Source organism: Mycolicibacterium sp. SMGY-1XX (genome assembly GCF_059132455.1).
Map to the genome: position 1 here is coordinate 5,230,125 of NZ_CP101139.1, position 19,610 is coordinate 5,249,734.

The following is a 19,610-nucleotide window of genomic DNA, read 5'->3' on the forward strand; positions in this document are numbered from 1 at the left end:
TCAGTTGGCGGTCGCCGTCGACCTGCCCGTCGTGATGCCGCTGCTGCGGACCCGGCTGGAGCGGGTTCTGCAGGCGGGCTCTCGATCCTTGTGACGGGTGACGAACGGCGGCACCGACTGCACTAAGAGTGTCATAAGAGCTAGAGCCAGTTTCGGGTGCGAGATGGTTACTGGCGAGTTCTACGCGCTGGTAACCCGGCCGCGGGTAACAAGCGGTTGAACCGGCGCGTTGAGGTTGGAGGACAAACGTCCTGCATGCAGGTGGTTACGGTCCAGTAGCCACAACTGCGCTGATCACAGCAGTACTGTTATCAAATCGTTACCTAGTGTTTTTCGTCGCACCTCGCGGTAATCCCGGCCCCGTCGGACCCGGAAACGTGACAGCTGTCAACAAAAATTGCGTTCGCCGAACGCAGAATAGTTTGCTGGCGTCAAGCCCTGGCGAACTACCCCGGGTGCCCCTCAGTCCCACTGCCCGTAGCTGGGCTTGAGGATGTGGTTGATGTCCACACCGACGCCGGCGACCTTGCGCTTGTCGATCTCGACCTGGTGCAGGTGCGCGGCTGTATCAAGAATCTCAGGCGCTGGATCGGGCCAACGGCCTGCGTATCGCGTTGTCGACCTGACGGGCGATCACGATGGCGGCCAGGTCCCGGTAGTCCTGCAACACCCGCTCCGGCTGGCCGATGGAATCGAGCTCGGCCACGGCGCCCTGCAGGAGGGATTCGACATCCTGGGCCGCAGCGGCCACCCCAGCTCGCGTCGAGACGAACACCTCGACCAGCACCCTCAGGTACCGCCGTCGGTCCGGGGCGCGCGAGACGATCCGCACCAGGTCCGGATCAGCGAGCAGCAGCTGGTCACCCAGGGTGTAGGCCAGCCCAGTCGTCACCATCCGGGCAGCGTCCTCGGCGCCGATCTCGACCTCGATCGGTACCGCCTCGGCCGCCACGCACACGTCGGTCAGCCCCAGTACATCGGCCAGATCACGGCCGGACCGCACTGCGGCGAAGAAGTCGGCGATGTGCGCCGAGGTGAAGCCCCGGCTCAGCAGCTGATCGATCACCCGCAGCTGCGCCAGATGCGCATCGCCGTAGATGGCGGCGCGACCGATGCGAGTGGGCGGATCGAGCAGGCCACGTTCGCGGTAGGCGCGGATATTGCGGGCGTTCACCCCCGACACCTCGGCCAGCTCCCCGATCCGGTACTGAGTCAACGTCAGAGACCCAGCATCGTCATCGACAGGCGCATGGCGGGATGGTACCCGAAACAGCCCATCTGGCAAACATTCAACAACTCGCGCAACACATCCAATCGGCCGCCAGCAACCGAATCTGATCAGCACCTTCGCCGCAACCATCAGCATTTTCTGTGCAAAGAAATGCAAGTTCAGTCAACACGCGCACGACATGCTGGCGACCGTGACCCAAGGTTGCGAGTGAACTCACAGCCCATGGATTTCTGCATCGATCCCGCAATGAGGGACCATCGGATGCGGAGAAGGGAGCGACCGTGCGTGCCTGGATCGTCTGGTCCACCGGGCTTTTGGCGTACGTCGTCGCGGTTCTCGACCGCACAACTCTGGGGGTGTCCGGCCTCGACGCCGCCGAACGCTTCCATGCCCCGCCGGCGGTGCTGTCGACCTTCGTCGTTCTCCAGGTGATCGTCTACGCGCTGGCTCAGATCCCGGCGGGTCTGCTGCTGGACCGATTCGGCTCGCGGGTGATGATCGTCGCCGGCGGGACCCTGATGGCGGCGGGACAACTGACGCTCGCGCTCACCGAATCCCTGCCCTCGGCGGTCGCGGCGCGCGCGGTTCTCGGACTGGGAGATGCCTTCACCTTCATCTCGGTATTGCGGTTGGTGCCCTTCTGGTTCCCCGAACACCGCATCCCGCTCGTCACTCAGCTGACGGGTTTCTGTGGCCAGTTCGGCCAGGTGCTCTCCGCGCTGCCCTTCCTGGCGTTGCTGTCCGGTGCGGGTTGGCAGACCGCCTATCTGACGGCGAGCGCGTTCGGGCTGCTGGCCATCGCCCTGGTGCTCACGCTGGTGAAGAACACTCCCACCGGACCGGCCGTGCCCGTCAGGTCCGCCGGTTTGGCCCAGACGGTGTCCAGCCTGAAGGCGACGTGGTTGCGGCCGGGAACCCGGCTCGGCTTCTTCACCCACATGGGCACGCAGTTCTCGGTCACCGTCTTCGCGCTGATGTGGGGTGTGCCCTACCTGACGACCGCCCAGGGACTCTCCCGTACGACGGCCGGCCTGCTGCTGACCACCTCCGTGGCCGCCTCGGTCGCGGCGGGCGTCCTGATCGGGCTCTTCACCGGACGCAACCCGCATCGCCGATCCCATGTGGTGCTCGGGATCGTGGTGAGCAACGCAACGATCTGGACGGTGGTGCTGGCACTGCCCTCCGCGGCACCGTTGTGGCTGCTGGTGCTGCTCGTCATCGTCATCTCGGTGGGCGGGCCGGGGTCCATGGTCGGCTTCGACTTCGCCCGCACCTTCAACCCCGCGCAGACCCTGGGTACCGCACAGGGCATCGTCAACATGGGCGGTTTCCTGGCCTCGCTGCTGGTGATGCAGTCGATGGGGATGATCATGGACGCCGCGGGCGGCTTCACCTTCGACTCGTTCCGCAACGCGTGGGCGGTGCAGTACGTCATCTGGATCTTCGCCGCCATCGCCATCCTGATCACACGGAGGAAGGCGCGCCGCACCATCGGGGAGATCGACGAGAGCAAGTACCTGCTGGAGTTCTTCGACGATCCCCGCGAGGACCCTCAGGTCACCCGTTAACGATTGCGCGCAGAGACGCGGCGGTTCTCTTTCTGGATGGCGTCCACCAACTCCTCCTTGGTCATCGTCGACCGTCCGCTGATATCGAGTTTGCGCGCGACGTCGACGAGGTGTTTTTTGGAGGCGTTGGCGTTGACCCCTTCGGCGCTCTCACCGGACGGGTTGGGTCCCCCACTTTCGGACCGTTCGTCGGAGGGGCCCTTCTCGTCCTTCTCCTCCCAGTGATCGCCCACCTTTTCGAAGGAGTGCTTCAGCGCGCTGTAGGCAACGCGGTGGGCGCGCTGCTCGTCACCGTCGTACTGATCAGCGGCCGAGTCGTAGGTCTTGGCGAATGTGCGCTGGGCCTTCTTGTCGGATTTCTGCAGTGTGCTCGGTAGTTCGCTCTTCTTGGCGCCGCCGTGCTTGGTGGTTTTCGGCATGTGCGTCGAGGTACCCGGCGGGCCTGCGGCAAAACCTCGCTGAACTCGGCGCCGATTGCCATCGCGCGGCTTTGGGTATTGGTGCTCGAAACGGGCGAAAACGCCGTGGGGCGGAGGAAAAAACTGTGGGCTTCGACCTGACTCCGACAACGGCACAGCATGATCTCGCGCGCCGCGCGCACCAGTTCGCCGAAACGGTGATCCGGCCCGTGGCGGCCGAGTACGACCGACGCCAGGAGTTCCCGTGGCCGGTACTCGAGGAGGCCGCCCGCCGCGGCTTCTACAGCCCGCTGTTCTACCGCGACCTCATCGGCGACCCGACCGGGCTGTCGCTGCCGATGTTCATGGAGGAGATCTTCTGGGGCTGCGCCGGGATCGGACTGGCCGTGGTGATGCCGGCGCTGGCGCTGTCGGCCATCGGCCAGGCCGCCACTCCCGAGCAGATGCTGCAGTGGGCTCCAGAATGCTTCGGCACCGCCGACGACATCAAACTCGCGGCGCTCGCGATCTCCGAACCGGAGGGCGGCAGCGATGTGCGCAACCTGCGCACCCGGGCCCGTCGCGATGGCTCCGATTGGGTGATCGACGGGCACAAGATGTGGATCGGCAACGGAGGCATCGCCAACGTGCATGTGGTCAACGCCGTCGTCGACGAAGAGCTGGGCCATCGGGGGCAGGCGCTGTTCATCGTCCCGGGCGGCACCGAGGGGCTGACGATGGTGCGCAAGCTCGACAAGCTGGGCTGCCGTGCCTCACACACCGCCGAGCTGAAGTTCGACGGTGTGCGGGTGCCGGCCGAGAATCTGCTCGGGGGCACGGACAAGCTGGAACACAAGCTGGCCAAGGCCCGCGAGGTCGTCGAGGGCGCAAAGCACTCAGGGTCGGCCACCTTGGGCACCTTCGAACAGACCCGGCCCATGGTGGCTGCGCAGGCTCTCGGAATCGCCCGCGCGGCACTGGAATACGTGACCGAGTACGCCAACCGCCGGGTGGCTTTCGGTGCGCCGATCATCGACAACCAGGGAATCGCGTTCCCGCTGGCCGACCTCGCGACGCGCATCGACGCGGCGCGGTTGCTCACGTGGCGGGCCTCCTGGATGGCGGCCACCGGTGTGCCGTTCGAGCGAGGTGAGGGGTCGATGTCCAAGCTCGCGGCCAGCGAGGTGGCGGTGGCGACCACCGAGCGCGCCATCCAGACCATGGGCGGCTGGGGTTACATCAGCGACCATCCGGTGGAGAAGTGGTATCGAGATGCCAAGCTGTACACCATCTTCGAAGGCACCAGCGAGATCCAGCGGGTGGTCATCTCCCACGCGCTGGGCGCCGGCGACGGCGCTCCCCCGCTGCACGTCGACCTCGAACCATCGGGCGGGCCGTTGAACCGCTGGTTCGGCCGCGGCACACCCGCTCGCACCCGGCTGGCCGACGCCGCGCTGGCCGCCAAGGACCGTGTGCCCGCCCCGGTGATGCGCGCGGCCATGACCGTGCTCAAACCACCGGGGCGGTGACGCTCAGACCTCGGTCAGTACTGGATGGCCTCGATCAGGTCCGACGGCTCGTCCATCAACGCCCAGAACCGGTCCCGGATCGCCACGGTCAGCGGTCCCGGCTCACCGTTGCCGATCTTCTCCCCGTCGAGCGTGTTGATCGGGGTGACACCGCCGGCTGTAGTCACGGCCATGATCTCGTCGGCGTCGTAGAGCTCGTGGCTGGTGACATCGCGCAACGTCGCCTCGATGCCCATCTGGTCGGCGAGTTCGAACACCGTCTTGCGGGTGATCCCGGGAAGTGCGTTTCGTGAGGGCGAGGCCAGCTTTCCGTCCTTGACGATGCACACGTTGAAGCCCGGGCCTTCGGCCACACAATTGTCGGCGTCCAGCAGGATCGCGGTGCGCGCGCCCCGGTCCTTGGCCTCGAAACTGGCCGCGGTCAGATCCCCCCACTGGTAGTTCTTGATGGTGGGGTCGACGGTGTTGCGGCCGGCCCGGCGTACGTGACGCGGCACGACGGCCGTGGTACCGAAGATCTGCTCAGCCGGCGGGAAGGCCCACAGGTACGGGATTGCGTAGATGTACACCTGGTGGGTGAGCTTGGAGAGATCCTTCTCCCCCTTGCGTTTTCCGTAGCCGCGGGTGACGGTCAGGTTGACGAAGGACTCCCGCAGCTGCGACAGCGAGACACACTTTTTGGTGATCTCGGCGAGCTCGTCTTTGGACATTCCCGGATCGAGCCGCAGCTTGCGGGACCCGTCGAGCAGCCGGTCCAGATGGTCGCCGAGTCGGAAAATGTTGCCGTGCCAGACGTGGGCGACGGTGTAGGTGAGATCGGAGTGCCCGAAGCCGGTGTCGAAGATCGAGATCTTGGCTTCTTCGGCCGGCATGAACTCACCCTCGATCCAGGCGACGCCACCGGCGAACGGGCTGGAGGTGTCCAGCTCGTAGTCGCTGTACTGGATCACCGAGCCGGCGGGGGTGTCTTCCCGGATGGCACCGGGTTCCACGGCGACGAGGTTGGAGGTGCCGAGGTCGGCGGAGGAGCGCCCGGGTGAGGACTGTGTGGTTGCGGTCATGTTGATTCCCTTCGGGTTTGGGTTGACTCTGCGTCCACGGCGTGAGGGGTCGGCGTCGTGGACGCAGAGTCAACAGGGGGTCGGTCAGATGTGGTGGGTCTTGGCGTAGTCGGCCCCGGCGTCACCACGGCTCAGCCGCGACTTCAAGCCGGTGGCCCACCAGATCGCCGCGAGCACGACGATGCCGAGGAAGACCCACTTGTTGTTGGTGAACTGGGGCAGGAAGAGCAGCGCCACCGCGACGCCGAGGAACACCACCAAGGCGGTGACGTACAGCGGCAACCGGAACCGGCCCAGATCGAAGGTGCCGGGCTCGGGCGCGGGGATGGTGCCGCGCTTGTAGCCGACGAGCAGGCCGATGGTCTGGAGGATGTAGACGAAGAAGAACAGCAGCGACGCGATACCGATGATGTAGTTGAACGCCTTCTCGTTCACCAGGGCCGACAGCAGCAGAAGCGTTGACAGGCAACCCAATCCGATCACCGCGTACGTCGGAGCCTTGCTCTTGGGCGAGACGTGGCGCCACACGTGCGAGAACGGCAGCATGTTGTCGCGAGCCATCGAGTAGGTGAGCCGGGTGGCGACCAGGATGTTGGCGAGCAGGCAGGCCAGGATGTTCGTCAGGGCGATGGCGACGACGATCTTGGTGACGACGGGGCCGGCCTGCTGGGTGATGATCTCCTCGATGGGCGCGGCGGAGTTGGCCTCCACCGCAGCGGGATCCTTGATGGCCAGCACGTACACGACGTACATCAGGAACTCGATGACGATCGAGGTGATCAGCGCGTAGAACATGGTCTTGGGCACCACGCGCCGGGCATTCTTGGTCTCCTCGGCGACGTCGGCGCCGGACTCGACGCCGATCAGGCCGAAGAACGGGCCGAGCGCCGCCGCCAGCCACGCCAGCATGTAGGAGTCCTTGTCGCCGGCTTCGCCGCCGGTGAACAGTGTCGAGATGGGCTGATGGTTCTCGGGCGCGGAGAAGGCGATGATGGCGATCAATGCCGTTGCGCCGACGGTGATCACCAACTCGAGGCTGACGCCGATGTTGTTGACCATGGTGGCGAAGCGGACGCCGTAGATGTTGATGAGCACGCAGACGAACACCACCGCGATGGCCAGCAGGATCTGCGTTGTCTGCGTCATGCTCCAGCCGAGCAGCCCACCCAGATACCCGGACAGGATGAAGCCGACGCCCGTCATGCCGCAGACCCAGCCCATCAAGGCGATGAAGCCGGTGAACCAGGCGAGGTTGGGACCGTTGATCCGGCTGATCCACTGGTACGAGTAGCCGGCCAGGGGCAGCTTGGCGGTCAGGTCGGCGGCGATGAACGTCCACAGCGCGAACACCGCACCGGCCAGCAGCAGCGTCCACACGAACGGTGCGCCTGCGGTGAAGTAGCCGGCGCCGAAGCCGGTGAACACCGCGGTGGTGGCGCTGATGGTGGCGAAGCCGATCGCGAACGAGGCGAGTGTGCCCACCGAGCGGTCGAGCCGCTGGGTGTAGCCGAGTTCGGCGAGCTTGGCGTCTTCGGAGTTGAGCGGTTGGTCCGGTTTCTGCGAATGAGTGGATGAGGCTAGGGCATCGGTCATGATCACTCCAGGTCAGGTGATGTCAGAAAACGACTGATGACAGGAAACCGCCACCGGGGCGTAACCGGAAGTTCCATCTTTTGATTTGCTGATAAGCAGGATTTATCAGTGAAGTGTGGCAGGCACTGGAATCTCTTCTCCGTCCCCGAAATTCCACTGCTCCTGCACATGCCTGATGAGCGCGTCGGACTGTGGGGTCAGCCGGGAGGGGTGCCAGGCCAGGGCGGTGTGGCAGGGCGGCCGGTCGGTGATCGGTATGTACACGATGCCGGGCCGGTCGTAGAACCTGGCCACCGAAGACGTCGTGAAACTGATTCCCAGCCCACGGGCGATCGACGTCGTCTCCGCTTCGTAGGTGGCGGCGACGGCGGCGATGGTCGGCGGCCGGTTGCCGCGGGCGTCCATCGCCATCCAGTAGTCTCGCCAACTGCCCGCAGTCAGCGGCGCGCACACGATCGGATCGTCGAGCAGTTCGGCGATCACCACCTCGTCCCGCTCGGCCAACGGGTGATCGCGGGGCAGGCAGGCGACCCACGACTCGGAATCGAGAATGAGCATCCGGTGATCGGGCAGATCCACCGGCGGCCTGATCAACGCCACCTCGGCGGAACCGTCGGCCAGGCCGGCGGTCGGATCGGAGAAGTCGAACTCGATGGGTTCGACGATGACATCCGGATAGGCCGTCTCGAAGTGACGGACGATCCGGAACAACAGGTCGGCGCCCGTTCCGATCAGATAGCCGAAGCGCAGCCGGCCCTGGCGGGTGCCCGACAGCGTCACCAGGTTCTCCATCACGGCATCGACGCCACCCAGGGCCTGTTGCACCTGCGGCAGCCAAGCCGCGCCCAGGTCCGTCAGGGCCACCTCACGGGTGTTGCGGATGAACAGCAACACCCCGAAGTGGTGCTCGAGTTGTTTGATCGCCGTCGACAACGCGGGTTGGGTGATGAACAGCTTTTCGGCGGCACGCCGATAGTTCAGTTCGGTACCGAGCACCGCGAAGTACCGCAGCTGACGCAAGGTGACGTCATGGACGTTGGCGCTCGTGGTCGGTCCCTCTCTGTGGCGGCGGGTCTACCCGTCGCTCAAGAGTGTCACGCAACCACCCGCTCCGCCGCCCATAATTCGTCGATCGCCGACTCGGCCCCGGCCAGGCTCTTGGCCGCCAGTGGGCGCAGCTCGGCCATCGCCGGATTGTTGCCGGCCATGGTGAGTTCGGCGGTGATGAAATGCGGCTGCAGGCCCGTCATCGCGAGTCCGTGGGGCAACCAGGTTTCGGCATGGTCCCAGCCTTCCCGCGGAGTGCCCGCACCGTAACCGCCGCCTCGCGCGGCCAGCACGATCAGCTCGGTGCCACCGAGCAGTCCCCGCTGCGTCTCGGGGTCGAAGGACAGGCCCGGCACGATCAGGTGATCCACCCAGGCTTTGACCGTGCTGGGCGGCCCGAAGTTGTACAGGGGCAGCCCGAGGATCACGGTGTCCGCCCGCTTGATCTCCTCGATCAGTGCGACGCTGCGGCCATAGGCGGCCGCCTGTGCCGCGGTGTGGTCCTTCGGCGGGATCATCGCCGCCAGCCCGCTATCGGCATCGTGATGCGGGATCGGTTGCACCGCGAAGTCGCGGTAGGTGACCTCCCCGTGCGGGTGGAGCTGACGCCACCGCTGTGCCGCGCGGGCGGTCAGGCGTCGGCTCACGGAATTCGCACCCTGGATGGACGTATCGATGTGCAGCAGGTGGGACATTGCTTGCTCTCCATAGATCGCTTGTGTAGTACAAACTATCTATACCACGTCAAGCCGACGCGTATTCCCCTAGGCTGGATTCGTGTCCGAGCTCCCTGTGGTGTCACCCCACTGGCAATTGGTGGGCCCGCTGCTCGAACACCTGGCTCGACGGTTGCGCACCGCGTCGGAATCCGAGATCGAACGTTTCGGGCTGCGCCCCCGCCATGTCATCGCGTTGACGCTGCTCCGCGACTTCGGCGAACGTGCGCAGTCCGATCTGGCCACCCTGCTGCGGATCGATCCGACCAACTTGGTGGGACTGCTCAACGAACTCGAGAGTGACGGCCTGGTCGAGCGGCGGCGCTCGACGCAGGACCGCCGGAAACACACCGTCATGCTGACGGCCGCCGGGGCCGAGCGTCTGGCCGAAATCGAGAACGTGCTCGATGAAGTCGAGCGTGCGCTGCTCGGCGCCCTGGACGACGCGGAACGGACCACGCTCTATCACCTGTTGCAGCGCGCCGCCGGCGAGACCGGGGAACCCTGTGCCGCCGGGCCCCTCGAGCCGTCTGCGTGCCTCGCCGAGGAACCACCCGCTCCGCCAACGACTTCACCCCGCCCCCACCGATCCGAGTAGTGCGCTACGCGTGTGCCGGCAGGCCGGCGCTCGTAGGTTGTGCAGATAGCGCAGAACGGATCGGCGTGAACGTCATTCACATCAGGGGGATGAAATGACTGTTACTCCAGAACAATTGGGCGGCGGCGACGTCGCCCGCCGGCAGGCACCGCCGGCAACACCGAATGTGGTCGTGGTGACCGAACATCAGGTGATGCTCGGGTCGGCCATCGCGATCTCCACCCCGGCGCCATCGGGCCGTCGCCTACGCGGGGTACATCAATTCCTCCACGTGGTGCACCGGGTGATCACCTGGTCTCCGGAGACCGCAGAACGGGGCAAGCGTAAGAGCTACCCGCCACGGACGCCGTCGTGGTACTCGGATGCCTTGATGGCGAGGGAGATGCGCCGCCTCTGAGGGTGAGGCGACAGGTACGCAGGCCGGCCGTTCACGACTGGCCTGCGTACGCCCGCGCCACCCGGGTGACGAACTGGTACACCCCGTCTTCGTCGGGGGCCAGCGGGCCAGGCCGGGCGTGTGGTGAGCTGAGACCGCGTTGCACCGATTCGCACGCCGCCCAGTCCTGCCGGTTCGTCAGATCCCAGAAATCCACGGCGTAGGACGGATCGAAATCGGGCTTGTCGGCCACCTCACGCGGGAACGCCCAGGCGCATTCCACGTGCGTGCGGTCAACCGCCAGCGGCGTCATGAGGTGGGTCATCACATAGTCGGGATGCAGGCTGACCAGCAGGTTGGGATAGCCGACGAGGTACATCACGGTGCGCAGTTCGTGTTCGGAAAGGCCCTTGATGGCCACTCCCTCGCTCTTGCCGCTCAGGGACATCGTTTCGGCGCCGTCGACGATCGACATCCAGCCACCCATCCACGAGCCGTCGAGCTCGAGGTTCTCGCCACTGGTGGGCGGGCTGATGCGGCTCAGTTCCGGGTGGATCGACGAGCAGTGGTAGCACTCCTGGTAGTTCTCGGCGATCACCTTCCAGTTGGTGGCCAGCTCGTAGGAGTGCCGGGCCACGACGGTGAGGTCCTCGGGACGGTACGGAGCCACCACGTCTTCCAAGCCGGCAACGTGCCGGCCGAAATCGGTGTCCTGACCGCTGCGATCGACGAACAACCAACCGTGCCAGTTGACCAGTCGCAGTTCGCTGAGCCCGAACTCGGCGGGCTGGAAGTCGGTGGTGTCGGCGAAACCCGGTGCGTTGCGCAGACTTCCGTCCAGCTTGTACGACCACGCGTGATACGGACAGACGATGCCGCGGCGCTTGATCTGCGCGCCGCAGGCCAGCAGCTCGTGCCCGCGATGCCGGCACACGTTGGCGAACGCGCGCACCAGGTCCTCCTCGGCGCGCACCAACAGCACACCGGTGGCTCCGGCGCCGACGGCTTTCTGGCTCCCCACCGCCGGCAGATCGGCGGCGTGTCCCACACAGGTCCAGCCCGAGAAGATCACCCGCTGTTCCCAGTCGAACACGTCCGCGTCGACATAGGCCGCCCGCGGCAGCATCCGTGACTGCCCGAACGGCGCCAGGGACGCCGCGAGCTCGGCGGCGGGAACGGGAGCCGGCCCGTGCTGTTTGAACATACAGTCAAGATTACTGGTTAGCCCCGCCCCGGGTCCATACCGGCGACCGAGCGTGTCTGTACAGAACACGCCGGGTTCCTGCGTACAAAGTGGTGCGATCGCGCGGGATCTCACGCAGGATCTCACGCAGGATCTCACGCGGACAATCTCAGGCTTCGCCGGCGAAGGCGCCGATGCTGCGATCGGTGCCGTGCCCCTTGGCCATTCGTCGGTACACCAGGTACCCGATCACCACTGCGGCGAACGCGGCCATCAACAACAGCGTGGCCAGCGCATTGAGGGCAGGTGTGGGCGCGGCGCGTGCGGTGTTGTAGATCTTCACCGACACCGGCTCGGTCGAGGCGCCGCCGGACAGGTACCGCACCAGCACAAAATCATCGATCACGTCGGCGAACACCAGGACGGTACTGGCGAAGATCGCCGGAGTGAGCATAGGCAGGATGATCCGGCGCAGCGCACCCAATTGTGTTGCGCCCAGGTCCATTGCGGCCTCCTCGTATTGTCGGCCGATGGTGGCCAGCCGGGCCCGTACCAGCACCGCCGGGTAGGACACCTGGAACGTCACCAACCCGACCACCTGCGCGGCTGTCCCCAGAGTCAACGGCAGCGCCACCGACGTGATCATGAACAGCAACGCCACGGCCAGCAGCACTTCGGGAATGACGAAGGAGAACAGCATCAGCACGTTCGCGCCGTCCGGGAGCCGACCACGCCACCGGTCGATACCGATCGCGAACAGCACCCCCAACGGCACCGTGATCAACGTGGCGATCACACCGAGTTTGAGAGTCTGGAACAACGCCGTGTGCAGGGCGGCGTCATGCCAGACCGATCGCGTCTCGTCGCCCCAGTACCAGCGGAACGAAAACCCTTGCCAGTCGGTGCGCGAGCGGCCGTCGTTGAACGAGAACCACACCGCGATGAGGACGGGCAGCAATGACCAGATCAAGTACACCGAGGTGACGGCCACCAGCACCCGAGGCGGGCGCCACGGGTCGTTCCACCACGTCGCCAGGCTTCTCATGAGGCCACCTCGTCGCGGCGGGCCATCACCCGCACGTAGTAGATCATCGGCAGCAGCGCGACCAACAGGACGATCATCACGAATGCGCCCGCCTGGCCGGTCTGCCCGGGGGCCTGCACGCTGTCGTTGATCAGATTGCCCACCATCGCCGTCTTGGGTGACGCCGAGAGCAGATCGTTGGTGAAGTAGTCCCCGAGCATGGGCAGGCAGGTCAGCAACACCGCGGCCACCATGGTGGGCCGGCACAGCGGGAGCGTCACCCGCCAGAAGGACGACAACCGGTCGGCACCGAGGTCACGGGCAGCCTCCAGCGTGGACTGCGGCAGACGGTCCAAACCCGCGTACAGCGGCAGGATCATGTACGGCACATAGCCGTACACCAATCCGAGGATCACCACGACGGGTTGCCCGGTCAGCCAGTGCACACCGACATCGAAGATCCCACCGAAGCTCAGCACCGAATTGACCAGGCCGTCGTCTTGTAACAGGTTGACCCAGGCCAGCATTCGCATCATGTAACTGATCCAGAACGGTGCGATCAGCAGAGCCAGCAGCAGCCCCTTGCGCTTCCCGGCCAGCCGGGCCACGTAATAGGCGACGGGAAAGGCGATCAGCAGGCACAGTGAGCTGGCGATCAGCACGTAGGCCGCGGTGCGCAGCAGCGCCGGGCCGTAGACACCTCCCGGACCGATGCGGCTCAAGACATAGGTGAACTGTCCAGGATTCCAGTGCAGCGGATTCCACACCGGCACGGCGGTGCGGAAGAGGGGGTCGACGTAGCCGAAGACCACGCACAGGACCACGTAGAGCGGAATGATGAAACACAGCGCCAGCCAGAGCAATCCAGGTGCGGCGAGTGCGGGCCACAACCACCTCGAGCGATCACGCGACGTGGGCGTGGGCGCTGGGCTCAGGCCGGTGACCGCCACGGCCGGTCAGGATCCGCCGGCGTTGAAGGCGTTCCAGACGTTGTGCCACGCCGCGTCGTTGGCGGGGTCGAGCTCCAACAACCGGAATCCGGTGTCGAAGTACTCCGGCTTGACGATGGCAGTGCGGAGATTCTCCGGGATGAACTCTTCGGCCACCAACGAATCCGCCGTGATGGAGTTCTGCGGTGGCTGGTAGCCGATGGCGGAGAAGTTTTCTTTGGCCACCGCGGGGTCGAGCATGTGGTTGAGGAACAGATGCGCCAGTACCGGGTTCTTGCCCCCGCGCAACGTCACCAGCATGTCGTTGTCCACCAGCCCTTTGCCGTCCGGTGGGAACCAGTACCGGAGGATGTCGGTGCCCACGCCGTCGGGGAGGTAGTACTGGGCGTTGATGATGTCGCCGGACCACATCTGCGCCAGACCCATCTGCCCGGCGGGCAGATCGCTGTACATGGTGATGGTGACCTTCGGAGAGGTCGCCTCGACGAGTGCACTGAGCTGCTCCCCCACCATCGTCAGGTCGGCCTCCGATGAGGTGTTGACATCGGTGATGCCCTCTTTCAGCAGCACCATGGCCATGGCACTGTGCCAGTCGTCGAGGATGGCGGTCTTGTTCTTGTAGATGGGGTCCCAGAGAGCTGCATACGGATTGGCCAGGGCGGCAATGTCTTCGGGTATCTGATCGGTGCGCCAGCCGATCCCCGTGGTGTAGATGGTGTACGGCACCGTGTAGCGCCACTCCTGGTCGTACCAGGGGTTGGTGAAACTGGACCACACGTTGGTGATGTTGGGGATGTAACTGTGGTTCAGCGGGCGCAGCAGGCCGCCGTTGACCAGCCTGCTGATCTCGGTGTAATTGGCGTTGTAGATGTCGAAGTCGACGCCGCTGCGCAGCTTGGTGATGGCCTCGTCACCATCGTTGAAGGTGGAGACCTCGATGGTGCAGCCGTACTGCTCCTCGAACGACGTGATGGCCTGCGGGCTCAGATAGTCGGCGTAGTTGTAGATCTTGAGCGTGGCACCCTTCTCCGGCGCCAGCCCATCGCCGATCGGCTGATTGTCCCCGGCGATGTCCCACGTGACGGGGCTGTCCGGACGCGCAAGTGTCAGGCTGGGTGCCGAGGATCCCCCGGAGCCCGAGGGCCCCGAGCTTCCGCAGGCCGACAGCGCACCGCTGAGTGTGGGTGCGGCGAGAGCGAGAAGCCCAGCGCGGGCCAGGAATTGGCGCCGAGTCGGGCCGGATGATCTGGGTACTGGCATCGTGGCCTCCCCGCTTTTGCATCTTGTCGCTGGTAGGACTCTCGCATAGACTGAATGATCAGTCAACCGATAGGAAGCGGAGGTTCCGCTGTGGCTTCGCGCACGATCGAGAGCCCGGTGGCCGACACGGTGGACCAGCTGATCGCCGACCAGGAAGAGATCTTTCTGCGGCGCCAGCCCAACAGCACCGAACTGATCACCAGAGCCCGGGAACACCTGGCCGGCGGCGCCACCTCCAACTGGCAGATCGCCCAACCCCAGGCGGTGTGGATGAGCCACGGCGCCGGCTCGAGGGTCTACGACGTCGACGGCACCGAGTACGTCGACATGCACGGTGGTTACGGGGCCTCGATCGCCGGGCACGCGCACCCCGCGATCGTGCACGCGGTGAGCCGACAAGTAAGGCGCGGAACCCATTTCGCGCAGCCCACCGAAGACGCCATCTGGATCGCCGGTGAACTCGCCCGCCGCTTCGGCCTGCCACTGTGGCGGTTCGCCAACTCCGGTACCGAGGCCACCATGGACGCGGTACATCTGGCCCGGGCGCTGACGGGGCGGGACCTGATCATCAAGATCGAGGGTTGTTATCACGGCCACCACGACTCGGTTCAGGTGTCGGTGCTGCCCGAGGCCGACGAGGTGGGTCCCAGGGACCACCCGGTCGGGGTGCCCGGTAACAGCGGAATCCCGGCAGCCATCCGCGATCTCGTGGTCGTGGTGTCGTTCAACGATGCCGGCGCGGTGGCCCGCGCCCTGGCCGAACACGACGGTCGGGTGGCGGCGATGATCCTCGAGCCGGTGATGATGAACGCGGGCATCATCCCGCCCGACGACGGCTATCTGGCCGAGATCCGCCGACTGGTCCACGCCGCCGGCGCGCTCCTGATCTTCGATGAGGTCAAGACGGGTTTCACCACCGGACCGGGTGGTGTCACCGCGCTCAGCGGCGTCGTCCCCGACATGGTCTGCCTGGCCAAAGCGCTGGGTGGCGGGATCGCGGTGGCGGCCATCGGCGGCACCACCGAGGTGATGTCGGCGATCGCCGACGGCCGCTATGAACAGGTGGGCACCTTCAACGGCAATCCGCTGGCCATGGCGGCCACCAGGGCCACCCTCAGCGATGTGCTCACCGAGGACGCCTATCGTCGCCTCGGTGTGCTGGCCCACCGGTTGCGATCAGCACTCGAGGCCACCATCGCCGAGCATGCGCTGCCGTGGCACGTCGTCGCGGTGGGCGCCAAAGGATGCGTGACGTTCCGGCAGGACCGGGTGCGTGAGTTCCGGGACTTTCTGCAGATCGACGCGCGGCTGGGTCATCTGCACTGGTTGATGCAGCACAATGGCGGAGTTTTCCTGCCGCCATGGGGGAAGGTGGAGCAATGGCTGTTATCCGTTCAGCACGGCGCCGGCGATGTCGACCGGTTCGCCGCCAACTTCGCCCGCTTCGGCACCGCCGTGACCCGCTGACCCGGGAGCCGTGCCGGTGACCGGCGGAGCGATCCGGCTGCAGCAGCTGGCGAAGTCGTTCAATGGCATTCCCGCGGTCACCGGGATCGATCTCGACATCCCGGCGGGCCAGTTCTACTCACTGTTGGGCGCATCGGGCTGCGGCAAGACCACCACGTTGCGCATGATCGCCGGCTTCGAGAAACCGGACTCGGGCCGCATCGAACTCGACGGCCGCGATGTCGCCGGCGACCCGCCGCACAAGCGGCCCGTCAACACCGTCTTCCAGACTTACGCGTTGTTCCCGTTCATGACCGTGTGGGACAACGTCGCTTTCGGCTTGAAGTATCTGAAGACCACGCGCGACGAGACCAGGCGCCGCGTCGGGGAGGCGCTCGAGCTGGTGCGGATGTCCGAGTTCGCCAAACGGCGGCCGACGCAGCTCTCGGGTGGGCAGCAGCAGCGCGTCGCGCTGGCACGGGCACTGGTCCTGCGCCCCCGCGTGCTGCTGCTCGACGAACCCCTGGGCGCGCTGGATGCCAAACTCCGCAAACAGCTTCAGCTCGAATTGCGCACGGTGCAACGCGAAGTCGGCATCACGTTCGTCTATGTGACGCACGACCAAGAGGAAGCGCTGACCATGAGCGACCAGATCGCGGTGATGGCCGAAGGCCGCGTCGAGCAGGTGGGCCCGCCCCAGGAGATCTACTCCGCCCCGGCCACCACCTACGTGGCGGGCTTCCTGGGCGCGGCCAACATCTTCGACGCCGAAGTCCTGGAATCGGCCGGCGGCTCCGCACTGTGTGCCACGATGTCGACGACGGTGCGCTGCGCCTCCACCGAACGCGCGGGTCAATGCCCCACCGGGCCCGCGGCCGTCGTGATCCGGCCGGAACGCCTGACGATCCACAGCACCAACCACACTCCGGCGCCGGACACCAACGTGATTCCCGGTGTGGTACGCGAGGTGGTCTACCTGGGGTCGTGCACGCAGGTGCACGTCGACGTCGGTGATGTGACCGCCCTGGTGGTCGAGGTGGCCAATCACGCTGGGCCGCAATCGGTTGGCTTCGAACCGGGCGCCACGGTGCACTGCGAGTGCAGCCACGACGCGGTGCGGGTGCTGACCCGCAGCTCAGCCGTGGTGGTGGCCGACCCGGTGGTCGAGCTGAGCCTGTCCTAGCGGCTCGGCTTCCTCAGCGACGGGCGGCCTTCTTGGCCGGAGTCTTCCTGGCGCGCTTGGTCGCCGGCGAGAGGTCCAGTTCCCGCTCGGCGAAACGCATCGCGATCTGGTAGGCCACCTCCGAGTCCACATCGGGATCCTCGAGCGCCACCTGGATGGACAACCCGTCGAGCAGGGCCGCGAACTCCAGGGCGAACATCCGTGAATCGACCTGTGGATCACGCTCGCCGGACTCGGCGGACTCCAGCGCGTCGATGATCATCCGGCGCCACCGCGCATCGAGTTCGATGCGGCCGGCCCGCACTTCCTCATGGCGGAATGCCTGCGCCCACAGGTCGAACCACAACCCCCAGGCACCGGGGATCTCGTCAGCGCCGTGGCCCTCGGGCACACACGTCCAGCGGATCAGCAGGGACAACCGTTCCCGCAGCGAACTCACCTCGGCGAGCATGGCTTCGGCGGCTTCGTAGAACGACTCCTCCGAGTGCCGGAGGGCGTCGACGAGCAGGCGGTCGCGGGTGCCGAAGTAGTAGATCACCAGCGCCGAGGACACCCCGGCCCGCTTGGCCACGTCAGCGATCCGGGTTTCGGAAAACCCGCGCTCACAGATCAACTCGGCTGCGGCGCGCAACATCTGGATACGCCGGCCCTCGTTGTTCTCGGTGGCGGGTGCTGGTTCGGCCATGAGTTCGACGATCTCCCTGTAGATACGGCTTCGCTGCCTCTTGTCCGAAGCCTAACACTTGGTTAGATTGAACAGTCAGTCAAGGTGTGCCGAATGACTGAAGGGTTCCGCGATGTCCGATTCTTACGATGCTCTGGTCATCGGCGGCGGCCACAACGGCCTTGTCTCCGCGGCCTACCTGGCCCGCTCCGGAGCCAGGACACTGGTGCTCGAATCTCGAAGCACCGTCGGCGGCGCCGCCACCACCGAGGCACCCTGGCCCGACGCCCCGCATCTGCGCGTCACCCGGTTGTCGTACGTGATGAGCCTGATGCCGCCCACCATCGTGCGTGATCTCGGTCTCGAGCGGCACGGCTACAAAGTCCACCCGATGGGGCCCTACTATCAGGCCTTCCCCGAGGGCGGCTCGCTCACCATCTACGAAGACGACCCCGCCCGCACCCATGAACAGCTGGCCCGGTGGTCCAAGAGGGATGCCGACACCTGGCCCAAGTGGAACGCCTGGCTGGAGGGAATCGCCGATGTCATGGGTCCGCTTCTGACGCAGGTCCCGCCGAACATCGGCTCGCACAAACCGGGCGACCTGCTCGACCTGGCCAAACTCGGCTGGAGCCAACGCGGCATGACCACCCGCATGATGGGCGACGTCACCCGGCTGCTCACCATGAGCATCGCCGACCTGCTCGATGACTGGTTCACCTCACCGCAGATCAAGGGTGCACTGGCCGTCAACGGCGTGATCGGCACCTGGGCCGGCCCCTACGAACCGGGTACCGCCTACGTGATGGCACACCACTCCATCGGCGATGTCGGTGACGGGCAATTGGGAAGCTGGGGGTATCCCGAGGGCGGCATGGGAGCGGTATCCGACGCCATCGCCCGGTCGGCGCGCGCCTTCGGCGCCGAGATCCGCACTGAGGCAAGGGTTTCCCGATTGCTCGTGCAGAACGGCCGCGTGCGGGGCGCGGTCCTGGACACCGGTGACGAGATCCGCGCACCGCTGGTGGTCACCACCCTGCATCCACGGACCGCCTTCCTCGACCACATCCCCCGCCATGAACTGCCCAGCGAGTTCGTCAACGACATCGAGCGCTGGAAGACCCGCAGCGGGGTGGTGAAGATCAACCTCGCGCTGGCCGAACTACCCAACTTCACCGCCGACCCGAGCACCGGCCTGGCCGAGCATCACACCGGATCCGTGGAGATGGCCCCGACCATGGACTACATCGAGGCGGCATTCCAGGACGCCCGGCTCGGCAAACCCGCCGCGCTGCCGTTCAGCGACGGCGTCATCCCCACCACCTTGGATCCCACACTCAATCCCGATGGCACCCACATCATGTCGTTGTTCACCCAGTGGGTGCCCTCGGACTGGGCCGACGAGGCACACACGGAGGAACTGGACGCCTACGCCGACCGGCTGATCGACCTCTACGACCAGGTGGCTCCCGGATTCAAATCCTCGATCCTGCACCGCGACATCGTGGGACCGCACGAGATGGAACAGGAGTACGGCCTCATCGGCGGCAACATCTTCCACGGTGAGCTGTCCCTCGAGCAGCTGTTCCACATGCGTCCGGCCCCCGGTTTCGCCGATTACCGCACGCCCATCGCGGGGCTCTACAACGGCAGCTCGGCAACCCACGCAGGCGGCGGGGTGTGCGGCATCCCTGGCTGGCAGGCCGCCAGAGCCGCCCTGGCGGACCAGAAGCGCGCGGGCCGCCGTGCGCGGATCGCCTCGTTCGGCCGACGCTCCTGAGCA

18 protein-coding genes are annotated in these 19,610 nt (G+C 65.9%); 7 read left to right on the forward strand and 11 right to left on the reverse strand.

All coding sequences use genetic code 11. The features are described 5' to 3' along the window. Positions 1–577: 577 nt before the first annotated feature. Positions 578–1,216: a MerR family transcriptional regulator gene (locus NL241_RS25000; RefSeq protein WP_494395341.1), complete on the reverse strand. Its 639-nt coding sequence runs from the start codon at positions 1,214–1,216 to the stop codon at positions 578–580. A gap of 296 nt (positions 1,217–1,512) precedes the next feature. On the opposite strand from NL241_RS25000, the gene NL241_RS25005 reads away from it, so the two are divergent. Continuing rightward, positions 1,513–2,799 (forward strand): MFS transporter, encoded by a 1,287-nt coding sequence (locus NL241_RS25005; protein ID WP_494395342.1) that lies wholly within the window; start codon positions 1,513–1,515, stop codon positions 2,797–2,799. On the opposite strand, the gene NL241_RS25010 is transcribed toward NL241_RS25005, so the two are convergent. Further along, positions 2,796–3,218 carry a ChaB family protein gene (locus NL241_RS25010; protein ID WP_487693394.1) on the reverse strand — a complete coding sequence of 141 codons (423 nt, stop codon included), beginning with the start codon at positions 3,216–3,218 and terminating at the stop codon, positions 2,796–2,798. The two genes, NL241_RS25005 and NL241_RS25010, sit on opposite strands and share 4 nt — an antisense overlap. 125 nt (positions 3,219–3,343) lie before the next feature. Between NL241_RS25010 and NL241_RS25015 the strand changes: the two genes are divergently transcribed. After that, complete coding sequence (locus NL241_RS25015) at positions 3,344–4,726, forward strand: acyl-CoA dehydrogenase family protein (protein ID WP_487693393.1); 1,383 nt, start codon at positions 3,344–3,346, stop codon at positions 4,724–4,726. Between the two features lie 14 nt (positions 4,727–4,740). On the opposite strand, the gene NL241_RS25020 is transcribed toward NL241_RS25015, so the two are convergent. The 4 genes from NL241_RS25020 to NL241_RS25035 form a co-directional block, all read right to left on the reverse strand. Further along, a complete protein-coding gene (locus tag NL241_RS25020) occupies positions 4,741–5,787 on the reverse strand; it encodes an aminotransferase class IV (protein ID WP_487693392.1) in 1,047 nt (348 codons plus the stop codon). Between the two features lie 84 nt (positions 5,788–5,871). Further along, entirely contained in the window at positions 5,872–7,380 is a 1,509-nt protein-coding gene (locus tag NL241_RS25025) for an APC family permease (protein WP_487693391.1), read from the reverse strand. Positions 7,381–7,485: 105 nt separating this feature from the next. Beyond that, positions 7,486–8,400 (reverse strand): LysR family transcriptional regulator, encoded by a 915-nt coding sequence (locus NL241_RS25030; protein ID WP_487693389.1) that lies wholly within the window; start codon positions 8,398–8,400, stop codon positions 7,486–7,488. 74 nt (positions 8,401–8,474) lie between these two features. Continuing rightward, positions 8,475–9,074, reverse strand: a complete 600-nt coding sequence (locus NL241_RS25035) for an FMN-dependent NADH-azoreductase (RefSeq protein ID WP_494395343.1) — start codon at positions 9,072–9,074, stop codon at positions 8,475–8,477. A gap of 130 nt (positions 9,075–9,204) precedes the next feature. Between NL241_RS25035 and NL241_RS25040 the strand changes: the two genes are divergently transcribed. Both NL241_RS25040 and NL241_RS25045 read left to right on the forward strand, forming a co-directional pair. After that, a complete protein-coding gene (locus NL241_RS25040; RefSeq protein ID WP_494395344.1) occupies positions 9,205–9,741 on the forward strand; it encodes a MarR family winged helix-turn-helix transcriptional regulator in 537 nt (178 codons plus the stop codon). 94 nt (positions 9,742–9,835) lie between these two features. Further along, positions 9,836–10,138, forward strand: coding sequence for a hypothetical protein (locus NL241_RS25045; protein ID WP_494395345.1), 303 nt, complete (start codon positions 9,836–9,838; stop codon positions 10,136–10,138). 31 nt (positions 10,139–10,169) lie between these two features. On the opposite strand, the gene NL241_RS25050 is transcribed toward NL241_RS25045, so the two are convergent. The 4 genes from NL241_RS25050 to NL241_RS25065 all read right to left on the reverse strand — a co-directional run bounded on the left by NL241_RS25050 (position 10,170) and on the right by NL241_RS25065 (position 14,534). Then, positions 10,170–11,321, reverse strand: a complete 1,152-nt coding sequence (locus tag NL241_RS25050; protein ID WP_494395346.1) for an aromatic ring-hydroxylating oxygenase subunit alpha — start codon at positions 11,319–11,321, stop codon at positions 10,170–10,172. Positions 11,322–11,469: 148 nt separating this feature from the next. Further along, positions 11,470–12,345: an ABC transporter permease gene (locus NL241_RS25055; protein WP_494395347.1), complete on the reverse strand. Its 876-nt coding sequence runs from the start codon at positions 12,343–12,345 to the stop codon at positions 11,470–11,472. Further along, positions 12,342–13,274: an ABC transporter permease gene (locus NL241_RS25060; protein WP_487693382.1), complete on the reverse strand. Its 933-nt coding sequence runs from the start codon at positions 13,272–13,274 to the stop codon at positions 12,342–12,344. The genes NL241_RS25055 and NL241_RS25060 overlap by 4 nt, the downstream gene beginning before the upstream one ends. 6 nt (positions 13,275–13,280) lie before the next feature. After that, positions 13,281–14,534 (reverse strand): polyamine ABC transporter substrate-binding protein, encoded by a 1,254-nt coding sequence (locus NL241_RS25065; RefSeq protein ID WP_487693381.1) that lies wholly within the window; start codon positions 14,532–14,534, stop codon positions 13,281–13,283. 90 nt (positions 14,535–14,624) lie between these two features. On the opposite strand from NL241_RS25065, the gene NL241_RS25070 reads away from it, so the two are divergent. Both NL241_RS25070 and NL241_RS25075 read left to right on the forward strand, forming a co-directional pair. Continuing rightward, a complete protein-coding gene (locus NL241_RS25070; RefSeq protein ID WP_487693380.1) occupies positions 14,625–16,001 on the forward strand; it encodes an aspartate aminotransferase family protein in 1,377 nt (458 codons plus the stop codon). 16 nt (positions 16,002–16,017) lie between these two features. Continuing rightward, positions 16,018–17,163, forward strand: a complete 1,146-nt coding sequence (locus tag NL241_RS25075) for an ABC transporter ATP-binding protein (protein WP_487693379.1) — start codon at positions 16,018–16,020, stop codon at positions 17,161–17,163. Between the two features lie 13 nt (positions 17,164–17,176). Here NL241_RS25075 and NL241_RS25080 read toward each other — a convergent pair whose 3' ends face one another. After that, entirely contained in the window at positions 17,177–17,848 is a 672-nt protein-coding gene (locus NL241_RS25080; protein WP_487693378.1) for a TetR/AcrR family transcriptional regulator, read from the reverse strand. Positions 17,849–17,960: 112 nt separating this feature from the next. Between NL241_RS25080 and NL241_RS25085 the strand changes: the two genes are divergently transcribed. After that, positions 17,961–19,607, forward strand: coding sequence for a phytoene desaturase family protein (locus NL241_RS25085; RefSeq protein ID WP_487693377.1), 1,647 nt, complete (start codon positions 17,961–17,963; stop codon positions 19,605–19,607). Positions 19,608–19,610: the final 3 nt, after the last annotated feature.